This window comes from Delftia sp. CH05, from assembly GCF_009827015.1.
GTDB classification, from domain to species: Bacteria; Pseudomonadota; Gammaproteobacteria; order Burkholderiales; family Burkholderiaceae_C; genus Comamonas; species Comamonas tsuruhatensis.
In genome coordinates this window covers 52,625-66,746 of sequence record NZ_WUMG01000008.1, presented here as the reverse complement: position 1 = coordinate 66,746, position 14,122 = coordinate 52,625, and the positions used below count along the sequence as shown (strand labels likewise).

Sequence of the window (14,122 nt, the reverse complement as noted above, 5' to 3'; positions counted from 1 at the left end):
CATGGCACAGCCGAATCAAGCACTGCACTGGATTGCCTGGCCGCTGCATGCCGCGCAGGGCGATGGCCAGGGCAACGGCGACAGTGATGGCAAAGGCAGTGCCTGCGCGCAGCAGGCCTGGTGGGCCCTGCGCTGGACGCCGCGCGTGGCTCTCTGGTACGGGGCAGGGCAGGCCGTGGCGCTGATGGAGGTGGGCAGCGTGGAGCGCCTGTGGGGCGGCCGCCAGTCCATGCTGCTGGGCCTGCTGCGCGCTCTGCGTGAACAGCAGCCTGACACAGGGCAGGCAGGCAGCCCGCAGATGCCGGTCTGGGCCCGGGGCGCCACGGCATGGCAGGCGCTGGCACGTCTGCGCTGGCGCATGCAGGGCACGGATTCGCGCCAGCCCTGGCCGCCTGCCGATGCCCTGCCGATCTGGACCCTGCCCGCGCTCGAACCCCATGCGCCGGCCCTGGAGCGCATGGGCTGCCGCCGCTGGGGCGAGCTGCGCGCCCTGCCGCGCGCGGGCCTGGCGCGGCGCATCGGGCTGCCGGCCCTGCTGGCGCTGGACCAGGCCTATGGCAGCAGCCCCCATGCGCTGGACTGGCTGGAGCTGCCCGAACACTTTGCATTGCGCGCCGACCTGGGCTATCCGGCCAGCGACGCCCAGGCCCTGCTGCAGGCCGCCCGGCCCCTGCTGCGTGCGCTGCAGGCCTGGCTGCAGGCCCGCCACCAGGGCGTGCTGGGCCTGCAACTGCGCTGGCACCACGATCTGCGGCGCGTGGACGGCACGCAGCTGCCGGCCTGGGAAGCGCTGGACATCCGCACGGCCCGGCCCGCCCAGGCGCTGGAGCACATGGAGCGCCTGCTGCGCGAACGCCTGGCCCGCACGCCCTGGCGCGCGCCTGCGGACATGCTGGAGCTGGTGGCGCTGGACACCGCGCCTTTCGCGGCCGATGCCGGCAGTTGCCTGCCACCGGCCGCGCCCGGTCCGGCGCCGCTGGGCGAGGCGGCAGGCGCGGCAGATGGGGCAGGCGCGGCCAGCGGCATGGCCTGGCATGAATGGGTGGAGCGCGTCTCGGCCCGCCGTGGCGCGCAGGGCGTGCGGGTGGCGCAGCTGCAATCGGACCACCGGCCCGAGGCCATGCAGCGCTGGACCCCGGCCTGCGAGGCCCTGCAGACCCCGCAGGCACCGCGGCGGCCCGCGCACGCGCGCAAGGCGGCCAACCCCTGGCAGGGCCTGCTGCCGCCCTGGCTGCTTGATCCGCCCCAGCCCCTGCTCCTGCAGGGCAGCCGCCCTTGCTGGCAGGGGCCGCTGCAATTGCTGGCCGGCCCCTATCGGCTGGAGGCCGGCTGGTGGGGGGAGCCGCAGGCCGATGCGGCGCTGGCCGTGCGTGACTATTTCGTGGCCAGCAACGCGGCTGTCGGCCATGTCTGGATCTACCGCGAGCGCGCGCCTGCATCGGAGCGGCTGCCAGGCATGCCGGCCCTGCTGTCGCCCGCCGCCTGGTTTGCGCAAGGCATCTATGGCTGAACAGGACATCCTGCTGGAGCCGCCGCCCCCGCAGCTGCAGCGGCTGCAGCCCCCGCCCCAGGCCACCGGGCCGGTGTCCGGCATGGCATCGGGCCCGGGCCTGCCCGGCTATGCGGAGCTGCACTGCCTGTCGAACTTCAGCTTTCTGCGCGGCGCCTCTTCGCCGGCCCAACTGGTGCAGCGCGCCAAGGCCCTGGGCTACCAGGCGCTGGCCCTGACCGACGAATGCTCGGTGGCCGGCGCCGTGCGGGCCTTCGAGGCTGCACGTGACTGCGAGATGGCCCTGATCCATGGCAGCGAATTTGCCTGGGGCCCGCTGCGCGTGGTGGCGCTGGCGCGCGATCTGAACGGCTGGGGCAACCTCTGCGAATTCATCAGCGCAGCGCGCGCCCGTGCCGACAAGGGCCGGTACCTGGTCGATGCCGACAGCCCCTGGCATCTGCTGCGTGAAGGCTGCGAATGCATCGTCCTGCCACAGCGCGCGCTGCTTCCAGCCGGCGATGTGCCCGCCATCGCCCAGGCCGTGCAGGCCGCCGTGGCGCAGCTGGGGCCGGGCTGCTGGCTGGGCGTGGAGCTGCTGCTGGCGCCCGACGACAGCCTGTGGCTGCAAAGCCTGCAGGACGTGGCAGGGTTAATGGGCCTGTCCTGCGTGGCATGCGGCGACGTGCACATGCATGCGCGCTCGCGCAAGCCGCTGCAGGACCTGGTGACGGCGCTGCGCCTGGGCTGCACGGTGGCCGAATGCGGCTTCGAGCTGCATCCCAATGCCGAGCGCCATCTGCGCTCACGCTTGCGGCTGGGCGGCATCTATCCGCGCGCCATGCTGGATGCAACCTTGCAGATTGCCGCGCGCTGCGATTTCAAGCTCAGTGAGATCAGCTACCACTATCCGCAGGAAAGCGTGCTTCCCGGCATGGACGCGCGCCAGACCCTGGCCTGGCATACCTGGCAGGGAGCGGCGGGGCGCTATCCGCAAGGCATTCCCGAATCGGTCGCCAAGCAGTTGAAGGATGAGCTGGAGCTGATCGCCGAATGCCGCTACGAGATGTACTTTCTCACCGTGCACGACATCGTGCGCTATGCGCGCAGCGAAGGCATCCTGTGCCAGGGGCGCGGTTCGGCCGCGAACTCGGCCGTCTGCTATTGCCTGGGCATCACGGCCGTGGATCCGAACAAGACCACGCTGCTGATGGCGCGCTTCATCAGCCGCGAGCGCAGCGAGCCCCCAGATATCGACGTGGACTTCGAGCACGCGCGGCGCGAGACCGTCATCCAGTACATCTACGAAAAATACGGCCGCGGCCGTGCGGCGCTGACGGCCGTGGTCAGCTGCTGGCGCACGCGCGGCGCGCTGCGCGATGCGGGCAAGGCCCTGGGCGTGGATGCGGCGCTGATCGACGCCATGGCCCGGCAGCACCACTGGTTCAGCGATGCCGAGGACCAGGCGGCCGAGCCGGAGCCCGAACCCGATGACCCCGCCCTGGGCTGGGTGCGCTCCAAGCTGCTGCGCCTGGCCCGGCTGCGCGAGCGGCTGGGCGACGACTGCCCGCAACTGTCGCCCCAGCGTGCGCGGCTGTGGCTGGAGCTGGCCTTGCAGCTGCGCGACAGCCCGCGCCACCTGAGCCAGCATGTGGGCGGATTTGTGCTGACCGACGGGCCGCTGACGCGGCTGGTGCCCGTGGAGCCGGCCGCCATGGAGGGCCGCTCGGTCATCCAGTGGGACAAGGACGATCTGGACACCATGAAGCTGCTCAAGGTCGATGTGCTGGCCCTGGGCATGCTCACCGTGCTGCGCGGCAGCCTGCACGCGCGCGCCGCGCTGCGCGGCCCGCGCTGGGAGCTGGCCGACATCCCCAAGGACGACCCGGCCACCTACGACATGATCTGCCGCGCCGACACCGTGGGCACCTTCCAGATCGAGAGCCGGGCGCAGATGAGCATGCTGCCCCGGCTGCAGCCGCGCGAGTTCTACGACCTGGTGGTCGAGGTCGCCATCGTGCGGCCCGGCCCCATACAGGGCGGCATGGTCCATCCCTATCTTCAGGCGCGCGAGCGTCGGCGGCAGGGCGGCGAGCTGGTTCTGGAAAAGCCTGCGCTCGAGAAGGCGCTCAAGCGCACGCTGGGCGTGCCCATTTTTCAGGAGCAGGTGATGCAGATCGCCATGATCGCGGCGAACTTCTCGGCGGGCGATGCCGACGAGCTGCGCCGCTCCATGGCGGCCTGGCGGCGCAAGGGCGGCGTGCACCGCTTCGAGCGTCCGTTGATAGACGGCATGCTGGCCAACGGCTACAGCGCCGAATTTGCCCAGGCCATCTTCCGCCAGATGCTGGGCTTCGGCGAATACGGCTTTCCTGAAAGCCATGCCTACAGCTTTGCCATGCTGGCCTATGCCAGCGCCTGGCTCAAGCGCCATGAGCCGGCCTGTTTCCTCATGGCCTTGCTCAATGCCCAGCCCATGGGCTTCTACACCCCCTCGCAACTGATCCAGGATGCGCGCCGCCACGGCGTGCGCGTGCTGCCCGTCGATGTGCGCCACAGCGACTGGGACTGCACGCTGGAGGCACCGCACGAGCGCATTGCTGGCGTCGAGCTGCCGCAGCCGGCCGTGCGCCTGGGTCTGTGCATGGTGGCGCAGCTGCCAAAGACTTCCGGCGAGCGCGTGGCCCAGGTCCGCGCGCAGGCGCCGTTCAGGAGCACCGAGGACCTGGCCCTGCGCGCCCGGCTGCAGCGCGCCGAGCTGCAGGCCCTGGCGGCGGCCGATGCGCTGCAGGGCCTGTCAGGCCACCGCCGCCAGCAGATGTGGGATGCGGCGGCCCTGCAGGTGCAGCCCCCGCTGTTCGCGGGCGTGCCCGTGCACGAGGCGCCCGTGCAACTGGCCGCCGCGCCCGAGGGCGAGGAAATCCTGTTCGACTACGCGGCCACGGGCCTGAGCCTGCGCCGCCATCCGCTGGCCCTGCTGCGTGACCGCCTGCGCCGCCACGGACTGCGCACGGCGCTGGAGCTGCGCGACACGCTGGCGGGCATGCGCGTGCGGGCCTGCGGCATCGTCACCGTGCGCCAGCGCCCGCCCACGGCCAAGGGCACGGTCTTCATCACGCTGGAGGACGAGACAGGCACGGTCAACCTGGTGGTCTGGCCCGATACCGTCACGCGCTGGGGCGAGCCCTTGCTGGGCGCGCGGCTGCTGGCGGTCGAGGGCATCTGGCAAAGCAGCTCTGACTGGGGCGGCGGCAAGGACTGCGGCGAGTCAGTGCCTGCAGAGCAGGCCAGCCAGGAGGTGCCCGCCGTGCGCCATCTCATCGTGCACCGCGCCCGCGACATGAGCCGCTGGCTGGGCCGCCTGGGCGGCGCCGGCGTGGCGAGCCGCAATTTCCACTGAGGGCTGTTGCCGTTGCTGCGGCTGCCGAAGCAGGCTCAGGCCATGCGGGCGTCGGCGCGGATGTCCGGCATCTGGTCGATACGCTTGCCGAACCAGCCTATGCGCTCGGTCTGGCGCACGTCCAGCCTGGGCACGTAGGGCTTGATGTCGAGCACGGGCGTGCCGTCCAGCATGTCGTTGCCCAGGAAATGCAGCAGCAGTCCTTCGCGCCGCACCAGACGCACGATGGACAGGCCCAGCCGGTTGGGCCGCGCCGGGGCGCGCGTGGCGAACACGCCGTGGCTGCTGTCGTCCATGAAGGGCACGACTTCCAGCTTTTCCACGGCCTGGTGCAGGTGGGTGATGAGGATCAGGTAGTCAAAGCCTTCGATGTCGCGCAGCCCGGCCTCGAACTCGGGCAGCAGCTCCACGCGGCCGGCCTCGTCGGCGGCGCCTGCCGTCTGTATGGGCATGCCCACCGGATCAGTGAAGCGGCTGCGCACATGGCCGATGGGGCGGCAGCCTATGGCTTGCGCGGCGGCATCGCTCATGCGCTGGCGGTGCCCTGGGGATTGAGCAGGCGCGTCAGCGCTGCGATATCGGCCGCAGCCGCCATGCGCGACGTGGTTTCTATGGAGCGGTAATGCCTGACGATGGCCTCGCCCGTGGCCGTGAGCGAGGCGCCGCCGCCATGGGCGCCGCCTGCGCTGGTGTTGACGGCCGGCGTCTGCAGCGCGCGGTTCATCTCGTCCACGAGCACCCAGGCGCGCCGGTACGACATGCCCAGCGAGCGGGCTGCGGCCGAGATGGAGCCCGCCTCGGCGATGGATTCGAGCAACTGCACCTTGCCGGGTCCGATGGCAATGGTGCTGTCGTTGTATACGCGCAGGCGGAACTGGACTTTGGAGGACATGGGAGAAGGGCTGGGCACGGCAAAAGCGGGTTAACGGCGAAGGTTAAGCGAAATCAACGGTCTGCGCCGCGATGGGGCTAAGGGGAAATACGCAATGCATGGCCTGCTACAGCGGGGCGGGTCATATGCACTGTGCGCCGCCGCCGTTCGCAACGGCTGTGGCCCTCATGGTACTGATGGCTCGCACGGTCGGCGTTGCCACTCTTGCCAGACTGCACGCTGGCCCAAGCCCCGGCTCACATAGGCGCGCGGTGATCATGGTCTTGCTGGCCAGCGCCTGGGGACGGCCGTTCGTGGCGTTCCCAGGGTGCGCTGCAGGTGAAGGCCGGGCAGGCCTTCCTACTTCTTGCCGGCGTCTGCCAGCAGGCGCTGGCATTGCGCATCTTCCTCGGCAGCCGGCACCGTCAGCGGCACCAGGGCCAGGGCGGCGGGCGCCACCACGGCGGCGGCCACGGCCGCGCCCGCACGCAGCAGCAGCGGGCCGGGCTCCACGCCCACCTTGGGGTTGGCGAAGCTGCCGCGCACATACAGGGGCGTGCGCAGCGAGAAGAACTTCCACTTCAGCGATTCGGGCTTGATGTGCAGATCCATGGTCTCCTGCGCCAGGCTGATCTGGCCTGTGGCCTCCACGATCGCCTCCGGCGTCGCCAACTTGACGTTGCGCGTGCGTGCCAGGCCGTTCTGCACGGACAGGTCGGCCACGGCGCAGTTGAGCTGGACTTCCTTGTCGGCACCGAACAGCTTGGTCACCACCACGCTGCCCAGGTTGAGCGCGGCCAGGTCCAGCAGTTGCTTGCTGAAGCGCCCGTCGCGCACATACAGGCGCATGTCGCCGGAGCTGGTGCCCAGCCATTCGGCCATGGACTGGCCTCGGCCCTCCAGGGCGATGGCGCCATCCATGCTGCCCAGGCTTTTCTTCATCAATTCGATCTCGGGGAACAGGGCCGACAGCTGCAGCCCCTGGACCTTGCCCTGGAGGTTGGCCTTGGGCGGCTTGGCGCCGCTGTCCACCATGGCCTGCAGGTCCAGCTTGCCTTTGGCCATGCCGAAGCGCAGCGGCGCCAGGCGCAGCACACCGTTGTCCATGACGGCATGTACGCTGAAGTTCTCGATGGGCAGGGCCTGGGGACGCTCGATGCGGTCACTCTGGAAGTGCACATCCATATCCATGGCATTCCACTTGCTCGTGTCGAAGCGCTGCGTGGGCAGGGTCTTGCCGCTGGCCGCCTGCCGGCTTTTCTGGTCCTGCCTGGTGGACGGTGCTCCTACCACCGGCCCCAGGTCGGCCAGGCGCAGCTTGCGCGATGCCAGCTCGCCGCTGAGCTTGGGCCGGGGCTTGCCGGATGCGTAATGCAGCGAGCCGCGCAGATCGCTCTGGCCCACGCGGCCCTCGAAGTTTTCGTAGTCCCACTCGGCGCGGCCGGGCTGCAGGCTGCCGACCAGATGGCCGTTGGTGTCGAAAGGCGGTGTGCGCGGCAGCAGCAGGCCGGTCAGTGGGAACAGGTCGGCCATGCTGGAGCCGCGCAGGTGCACCTGCAGGTCCATGCCCTTGAGTGCCCTGGGATTGTCGAGAATGCCCTCGGCCCGTGCGCGCAGGCTGCCCGCATGGGCCCACAGCTTGACCGGAAAGCGTGCCTGCTCGCTTTGCAGGTCCAGCACGGGGCCGATGAGGCCCTGGGCCTCGACCGTGGCCTTGGCGATGCGGCCGGTCAGGCCGACGCGCATGCCATACGGAAAGTCTGGACTGGGCGGCCGTACAAGGCTGTCCAGGCGTGCGCGCACTGCCATCTGGCGCACGCCATCGCTCCAGCCCACCAGGCCGCCGCGCAGGCTCAATTGCGTCACTTGGAAGCGCCAGCGCGGACCGGTGGACTCGGGGCGCTTGAAAGTCCAGTTGTTGCTGCCGTCCTTGCGCCGTGCAAAGACCAGGTCAGGCCCTTCGAGCTGCAGATGGTCCAGCAGCACGTGCCGGCCCAGCAGCGGCCACAGCCGCAGGCTGGCCGTGGCGCGGGCTGCCGTGGCCATGGTGGCGGCGTCGCGCGGGGGAGGGGCCATTTTTTCGTCGGCCAGGACGATGCTGTCGCTGTCGATACTGGGCGCGGAAGGGCTGGCCTGCGAGTCCTTGTCCTTGTCCTTGTCCTTCGCCTTTCCCCTGGGCTGTTCCTTGGCTTTCTCCTCGGGCAGGCGGCCCTTGTTCAACTGGTCGGGCGGCGCAGGCAGGGCAGGCAGCTCGCCACTGCCCTTGGCCGGCTCCTGCTCCACCTGCCAGCCTTCGGGCTGGCCCAGCGTCAGCTGCTCGGCCTGGACGGTGACGCCAGGAATCCAGTGACGCCAGCCCTGGTCCAGCGGCTGGGGCCAGTTCCATTGCACCCGCAGGTCGCCTTCAATCGCGAAATGCCGGCCGGTGCTTTCACTGACCCGCTCATTGATCCAGGGCCTGGCGCGGTTCCAGTCATAGGTGGCAATCAGGACCACGACCAGCGCCAGCAGCAGCACCAGGGCCGAGACCATCCACACGAGGATGCGCAGCCAGCGGCGGCGCGGCGGGCGGGGTGTGGGCTTGGATGCCGGCGTGGGGGAGCTGTCGGTCGCTGTGTCGGTCATGGCGCAGGGGGCCGCTAAATGGAGTTCGGTCCATCCTAGCGCCGCAAAACCGCTTGCCAAGGTCCGGGACGCGCTGGCGGGCAGCCGGCAGGCCCGCATACAGGAGATTGGCCTACAGCGCGGCCTGCCGCGGCAAAAGCGCTGTCATCACCGTGTCTCCTGGCCTTGGCGCAGCCGGGTGGATGCCAGGGCGGCCACCACCAGCAGGCCCGCCATGATGAACAGGCCGTTGCGCGTGCTGCCCGTGGCCTGTTCGATCATCCCCATCACGGTGGGGCCGATGAAGCCGCCCACCAGTCCGCAGGTATTGACCAGGGCAATGCCGCCCGCCAGCCCCGCACCCGCCAGCCGCGAAGCCGGGAACAGGAAGACGACGGACTGCACCACGAAGAACATCAGCGCCGTGAGGCTGAAGCCCAGCAGCCCCAGCGCGGGCGAGGCCTTGCCCGCCAGCGCCGCCAGCAGCAGGCCTGCAGCCATGGTGCCCAGGCCCGCCAGCAGCATGCGCCGGCAGCGCTGCGGGTGGGTGGCAAAGCGCGGCAGCCAGGCCGCACCGATGGCCGCTGCGATCCAGGGCACGGAGTTGAGCGTGCCGATCTGCAGCGGCGAGAGCTGGCCGTAGGTGCCGATGATGCCGGGCAGGAAGAAGATCACGGTGTAGATGCTGATCTGGTGGCAGAAGTAGACAAGGATGGCCAGCCAGATCTGGCGGTCGCGCAGGCAGTCCCGGAGCGAGTGGCCCACCTGGCCGGCGCTGGCCTGCTGGTCCTGCTCGGCCTGCAGGCGTTGCAGTACCTCGCGCGATTCGGCGGCCGTCAGCCAGGGCGCGCTGGCCGGGCCGTCGGGCAGCTTCTTCCAGACCACCCAGGCCAGGGCCACGGCGGGCAGGCCCTCGATCACGAACATCCATTGCCAGCCGTGCCAGCCCAGGAAGCCGTCCATCTGCAGCAGCGCGCCGCCCACGGGGCCGCTGAGGATGTTGGCAATGCACACGCCCAGCAGGAAGTAGCCGATGGCGCGGGCCCGTTCCTCGCGGCCGAACCAGTAGGTCAGGTACAGCATCACGCCGGGGAACAGCCCCGCCTCGGCCGCGCCCAGCAGCACGCGCATCACGTAGAACGAGGTCTCTCCGGTGATGAAGGCCATGCCGGCCGACAGCAGGCCCCAGGTCACCATGATGCGGGTGATCCAGAACCGCGCGCCCACCCTGTGCATGATCAGGTTGCTGGGCACTTCCAGCAGGGCGTAGCTCAGGAAGAACAGCCCCGCGCCCAGGCCGTAGGCGGCCGCCGAGATGCCCAGGTCCACCTCGATGTGCGACTTGGCCAGCGCGATGTTGGTGCGGTCTATGAAGCTGATCACATAGGACAGCACCAGCAGCGGCATCAGCCTGCGGAAGATGCGGGCGTTGAGCAGCGACTGCCTGTCGCCGGCGGCAGGATGCGGCCATGCGGGCGGCGCGTGAACAGGGGAGGGCGATGGGTGATGGACCATGGCAAATCCTTGGAAAGATGGGTGGATGAAAGCGGAGTCAGGCGGTGGCGGTGGAGGCGGCGTTGCCGCGCGTGCCCAGCTGCAGGGCCACGCCGCCCAGCGCGCAGCCGGCCATGACCAGGAAGCACAGGGCATAGCCGCCGGGGCTGGTCCAGCCGCCGCCCAGGGAGATCAGGCTGCCCATCAGCACGGGCGCGATGCCGCCGCCCACGAACATGGCGGTGGTGATGATTCCGTTGGCCGTGGAGGTGGCCGCAGGCTGGGCGCAGTCCGAGGCCACCGCGTAGTAGATGGGCCAGACCGCATTGGCGACCAGGCCGAACAGCAGCTGCATCACCACGACCAGGGCCATGGTGTCGGCGAAGTAGAAGGCGCCCACGCTGGCGGCCATCCACAGGCCGCAGATCACCAGGGTGACGCGGCGCCCGATCACGTCCGACAGAGCCGGCCAGACCAGCTGGCCCAGGATGCCGGTGAGCGTGAACACCACGCTCATGCCTGCCGATTCGGCCAGCGACAGGCCCATGATGTTGTAGAGGTAGGCGGGCAGCACCATGTTGATGCCCATGTAGACCACCTGCGTGAGCAGGGTGTTGCCAGCCGTCAGGGCGATGCTGCGGTTGGCCAGCGTGCTGCGCAGGGTGCGCCAGGCCTGGCCTTTTTCCACCTGCGCCGCCACGCTGGCCTGCGGCGGGGTCATGCCCCGGGCGGCGATGTCGGCATACAGCAGTTCCATCTTCTGCGGCGTGGAGTAGCGCGCCCAGAACCACATCAGCGGGATGGCGACGACCAGCGCGACAAAGAACACATAGCGCCAGTTCTCCTCGCCGAAGGCGTACAGCACAAAGCCGGCGACCAGGCCGCTGAGCATGGCGCCCACTGGATAGCCCGTGTGGTGGGCGCCCAGCGCGAAGCCGCGCCGCTCCACCGGCCACCACTCGGCGGTGTTGCTCACGCCCACGGGCTCGCCCCAGCCGGCGCCCAGGTTGACGCCGACGCGCAGCGCCACGAAGCCCGCCAGACTGCCGCTCAGCGCCTTGAAGCCCGAGGCGAACGACAGCGCCGTATAGCCCAGCACCAGGGGCACCTGAAAGCGTGCGCGCTTCCAGCCCGCGCCGTAGCGGTCGCTCCAGATCGCCCCGGGAATGTCCAGCACGGCCAGGGCCAGCATCACGATGGTGGCCACCGTGCCCCATTCGTCGGCCGACAGGCCGAAGTGCCGGGAGATGGTCGGCCCCAGCCGCAGCACGATCTCGCGGTCGTAGGCATTCAGTACCCAGATCAGCCAGCAGACCAGCAGGGATACCCATGAATAGCGGTGGATCTGGCGCAGCGAAGCGCGCGGGGCCTGGGCCATGGCGGTCTCCCGGGCACCAGCGGTGGGTGCCGTTTCATTGTTGTGTGGATGAAGGCGCCGCTTCGCGGGGCGGGCGGCGTTGCGGTGCGAAGGCTCCGGGCCTGCATGCCCGGCTCCGCGCTCAGGCGCCGAAGCGCTGCTCGGGCAGGCCACGCACGCCCAGCCCCTTGACGGCAAACAGCGCGCCACGGGACTGGCCGTCGCCCGGGAAACGCGGCAACGGCGGCTTGCCCATGGAGGTGACGTACAGCGTGTCGAGCCCGGGCCCGCCGAACATCACGCTGGTCACCTTGCGCACCGGCATCTCTATCACCCGGTCCACCCGGCCGTCCGGCGTGTAGCGCACCAGCTGGCCCGCGTACACCAGGGCCTGCCACAGGCAGCCTTCGGCATCGACCGTGGCCCCGTCGGCCGCGCCGCCATCGCTGGTGTCGACCGGGGCAAAGGTCCGGCGGCCGCTGGCATGGCCCGTGGCCGTGTCGTAGTCGTAGGCCCGGATCTCGCCGCTCCACGTGTCCGAGAAATAGAGCGTCGTGCCGTCCGGGCTCCAGCACGGGCCGTTCGAGCAGATGATGCCCTCGTCCAGCACATGCAGGCTCAGGTCCGTGTCCAGCCGGTACAGCCGTGCCGAAGGCTGCTCCTCCAGGGTATCCATGGAGCCGAAGACGAAGCGGCCCTGCCGGTCCACCTTGCCGTCGTTGAGCCGGTTGCCGGGAAGGTGGGACTCGGGGGCGACGACCAGCTCCAGCTCGCCGCTTTCCAGGTCCAGCGTGTGCACGCCGCCGTGCAGCGCCACCAGGGCCGAGCGGCCGTCGCGGCGCAGTGCCATGGAGCCAATCTTCTGGCCGACTTCCCAGGCGCGCAGTTCCCGCCCGTCGGCCGTGCAGCGGAAGATGCGGCCGTCGAAGCTGTCTATCCAGTACAGGCGCTGCTGCCCGACGTCCCACAGCGGGCCTTCGCCCAGCGTGGTCTTGAGGTCGGCGACGATATCGATCTGCATGGGAGTCTCCTGTTCGGTGGCATGGGGGCTGGCCCGGGAAGGCGGTTCAGAAGGCCACGTTGGCCGCACCCTTGAGGCCCAGCATGCTGCGCGCCTCGTCAGGCGTGGCGACGTCGACATTCAGGGCCTCGAGCACGGTGCGGATGCGGCGCACCTGCTCGGCGCTGGAGGTGGCCAGCTGGCCCGGGCCTATCCAGAGAGAGTCTTCCAGCCCCACGCGCACATGCGAGCCCATGGCCGCGCCCATGGTGGCCAGCGGCAGCTGGTTGCGCCCGGCGCCCAGGATGGACCACTGGTAGTTGCTGCCCAGCAGGCGGTCGGCCGTGCGCCGCATGTGCATCAGGTCCTCCGGGTGGCCGCCGATGCCGCCCAGGATGCCGAACACCGACTGCACGAACACGGGCCCCTGCACCAGCCCCCGGTCCACGAAATGCGCCAGGTTGTGCAGGTGGCTGATGTCGTAGCACTCGAACTCGAAGCGCGTGCCCTGGGCCTGGCCCAGGCGCAGGATGCCTTCGATATCGGCAAAGGTGTTCTTGAAGACCAGGTTGCGGCTGTTTTCCAGGTGCTCGCGCTCCCAGGCGTGTTCCAGGTTCGGGAAGCGCTCCAGCATGGGGAACAGGCCGAAGTTCATCGAGCCCATGTTCAGCGAGGCCAGCTCGGGCTGGAACTCGGTCACGGGCCGCATGCGCTCTGGCACCGTCATGTGCGGGCTGCCGCCCGTGGTGATGTTGACGATGGCATCGCACTCGGCACGGATCGCCTTGAGAAAGGGGCGGAACAGCTCAGGGTCCTGCGAAGGGCGTCCGTCGCGGGGATCACGGGCATGCAGGTGCACGATGGCGGCGCCGGCCTCGGCGGCATCGATGGCGGCGCGGGCAATCTGCTCGGCCGTCACCGGCAGGTGGGGCGACATGCTGGGCGTGTGGATGGCGCCCGTGGGCGCGCAGGTGATGATGGCTTTGGTGCGGGTGGCCATGGAAGGTCCTTGCGAACGGTGAAAAAGGCGAGAGGAGTAGAGGTGGGGGGAGGACGAGGAGAGGGCGCTCAGCTCAGCGCCTGGGTCAGGCCATCGACGGCCAGTTCCTGGCCCGTGACATGGCCGGCCAGCGGGCTGGCGGCAAACACGGCCATGTTGGCAATGTCGCGCGCCGTGGCCATGCGGCCCAGCGCGGCCTGGTGCGTGTAGCTGCGCGTGACGTCTTCCAGCGGCAGGCCGCGCGCCTGCGCCTTGGCGGCAATCACATCGCGGATGCGCGGGCCGTCCACGGCGCCCGGCAGGATGGCGTTCACCCGGATGCCGTCGGCGCCCAGCTCCAGCGCCAGCGACTTGGTCAGGCCGATCACCGCCCACTTGGACGCCGAATAGGCCGAGCGGCCCGGCATGCCCAGGTGGCCTGCCGCCGAAGACAGGTTGACGATGGCCGCCTGCCGGCCCTCGCGTGCCGATTGCCGAAGCCGGGGCACGGCCAGCCGCGTGCACAGGAAGGCGCCGGTGATGTTCACATCCAGCGTGCGCTGCCAGTCGGCCAGCTCCAGCGTCTCCACCGCGCCCGTGGGGCCGGCCACCCCGGCGTTGTTGACGAGGATGTCCAGGCCGCCCAACTCGTTGTCCACGGCCTTGAACAGGGCCTGCACCTGCAAGGCATCCGACACATCGGCAAGACGGCCGCTGGCGCCGGGCAGGGCGGCAGCCAGCGCATCCAGGCTGGCCTGGGCCACGTCACAGACCATGACGCGCGCGCCGGCCTCGGCAAAGGCGCGGCTGATTTCCAGGCCGATTCCGGCGGCGCCCGCCGTCACCAGGACGCGCTGGCCGGCCAGAAGATCGTTTTTCCACATGCGGGGACTCCTTGGGAACTCAAACAAAGGTGAAAGGGATTCGG

10 protein-coding genes are annotated in these 14,122 nt (G+C 69.9%); 2 read left to right on the top strand and 8 right to left on the bottom strand.

The genetic code is table 11. The annotated features are described in order from the left end of the window. Nucleotide 1: 1 nt before the first annotated feature. Entirely contained in the window at nucleotides 2-1,510 is a 1,509-nt protein-coding gene (locus tag GRX31_RS09275; RefSeq protein ID WP_160852326.1) for a Y-family DNA polymerase, read from the top strand. Further along, nucleotides 1,503-4,889 (top strand): error-prone DNA polymerase, encoded by a 3,387-nt coding sequence (locus tag GRX31_RS09270; RefSeq protein ID WP_016451587.1) that lies wholly within the window; start codon nucleotides 1,503-1,505, stop codon nucleotides 4,887-4,889. The genes GRX31_RS09275 and GRX31_RS09270 overlap by 8 nt, the downstream gene beginning before the upstream one ends. A gap of 35 nt (nucleotides 4,890-4,924) precedes the next feature. Here GRX31_RS09270 and tsaA read toward each other — a convergent pair whose 3' ends face one another. The 8 genes from tsaA to GRX31_RS09230 form a co-directional block, all read right to left on the bottom strand. After that, nucleotides 4,925-5,419 (bottom strand): tRNA (N6-threonylcarbamoyladenosine(37)-N6)-methyltransferase TrmO, encoded by a 495-nt coding sequence (tsaA, locus tag GRX31_RS09265; RefSeq protein ID WP_016451588.1) that lies wholly within the window; start codon nucleotides 5,417-5,419, stop codon nucleotides 4,925-4,927. After that, nucleotides 5,416-5,781, bottom strand: coding sequence for a winged helix-turn-helix domain-containing protein (locus GRX31_RS09260; protein ID WP_016446251.1), 366 nt, complete (start codon nucleotides 5,779-5,781; stop codon nucleotides 5,416-5,418). The genes tsaA and GRX31_RS09260 overlap by 4 nt, the downstream gene beginning before the upstream one ends. Before the next feature lie 339 nt (nucleotides 5,782-6,120). Further along, complete coding sequence (locus tag GRX31_RS09255) at nucleotides 6,121-8,385, bottom strand: AsmA family protein (RefSeq protein WP_160852324.1); 2,265 nt, start codon at nucleotides 8,383-8,385, stop codon at nucleotides 6,121-6,123. 147 nt (nucleotides 8,386-8,532) lie between these two features. After that, complete coding sequence (locus tag GRX31_RS09250; RefSeq protein ID WP_160852322.1) at nucleotides 8,533-9,879, bottom strand: MFS transporter; 1,347 nt, start codon at nucleotides 9,877-9,879, stop codon at nucleotides 8,533-8,535. Nucleotides 9,880-9,916: 37 nt separating this feature from the next. After that, nucleotides 9,917-11,236: an MFS transporter gene (locus GRX31_RS09245; protein WP_160852320.1), complete on the bottom strand. Its 1,320-nt coding sequence runs from the start codon at nucleotides 11,234-11,236 to the stop codon at nucleotides 9,917-9,919. A 121-nt stretch (nucleotides 11,237-11,357) separates the two neighbouring features. Beyond that, nucleotides 11,358-12,236 carry an SMP-30/gluconolactonase/LRE family protein gene (locus GRX31_RS09240; protein WP_160852318.1) on the bottom strand — a complete coding sequence of 293 codons (879 nt, stop codon included), beginning with the start codon at nucleotides 12,234-12,236 and terminating at the stop codon, nucleotides 11,358-11,360. Nucleotides 12,237-12,282: 46 nt separating this feature from the next. Next, the gene (locus GRX31_RS09235) at nucleotides 12,283-13,215 is read right to left on the bottom strand and encodes a 3-keto-5-aminohexanoate cleavage protein (protein ID WP_017403843.1); all 933 of its coding nucleotides are present in this window, start codon (nucleotides 13,213-13,215) and stop codon (nucleotides 12,283-12,285) included. Nucleotides 13,216-13,283: 68 nt separating this feature from the next. Next, the gene (locus tag GRX31_RS09230) at nucleotides 13,284-14,078 is read right to left on the bottom strand and encodes an SDR family oxidoreductase (protein WP_047327423.1); all 795 of its coding nucleotides are present in this window, start codon (nucleotides 14,076-14,078) and stop codon (nucleotides 13,284-13,286) included. Nucleotides 14,079-14,122 lie beyond the last annotated feature (44 nt).

Excerpts from the sequence above, each read along its gene's own strand:
- GRX31_RS09230 (WP_047327423.1), bottom strand. The coding sequence starts at position 14,078 with ATGTGGAAAAACGATCTTCTGGCCGGCCAGCGCGTCCTGGTGACGGCG.
- GRX31_RS09270 (WP_016451587.1), top strand. The coding sequence starts at position 1,503 with ATGGCTGAACAGGACATCCTGCTGGAGCCGCCGCCCCCGCAGCTGCAG.
- GRX31_RS09275 (WP_160852326.1), top strand. The coding sequence starts at position 2 with ATGGCACAGCCGAATCAAGCACTGCACTGGATTGCCTGGCCGCTGCAT.
- GRX31_RS09245 (WP_160852320.1), bottom strand. The coding sequence starts at position 11,236 with ATGGCCCAGGCCCCGCGCGCTTCGCTGCGCCAGATCCACCGCTATTCA.
- tsaA (WP_016451588.1), bottom strand. The coding sequence starts at position 5,419 with ATGAGCGATGCCGCCGCGCAAGCCATAGGCTGCCGCCCCATCGGCCAT.
- GRX31_RS09240 (WP_160852318.1), bottom strand. The coding sequence starts at position 12,236 with ATGCAGATCGATATCGTCGCCGACCTCAAGACCACGCTGGGCGAAGGC.
- GRX31_RS09260 (WP_016446251.1), bottom strand. The coding sequence starts at position 5,781 with ATGTCCTCCAAAGTCCAGTTCCGCCTGCGCGTATACAACGACAGCACC.
- GRX31_RS09250 (WP_160852322.1), bottom strand. The coding sequence starts at position 9,879 with ATGGTCCATCACCCATCGCCCTCCCCTGTTCACGCGCCGCCCGCATGG.
- GRX31_RS09255 (WP_160852324.1), bottom strand. The coding sequence starts at position 8,385 with ATGACCGACACAGCGACCGACAGCTCCCCCACGCCGGCATCCAAGCCC.
- GRX31_RS09235 (WP_017403843.1), bottom strand. The coding sequence starts at position 13,215 with ATGGCCACCCGCACCAAAGCCATCATCACCTGCGCGCCCACGGGCGCC.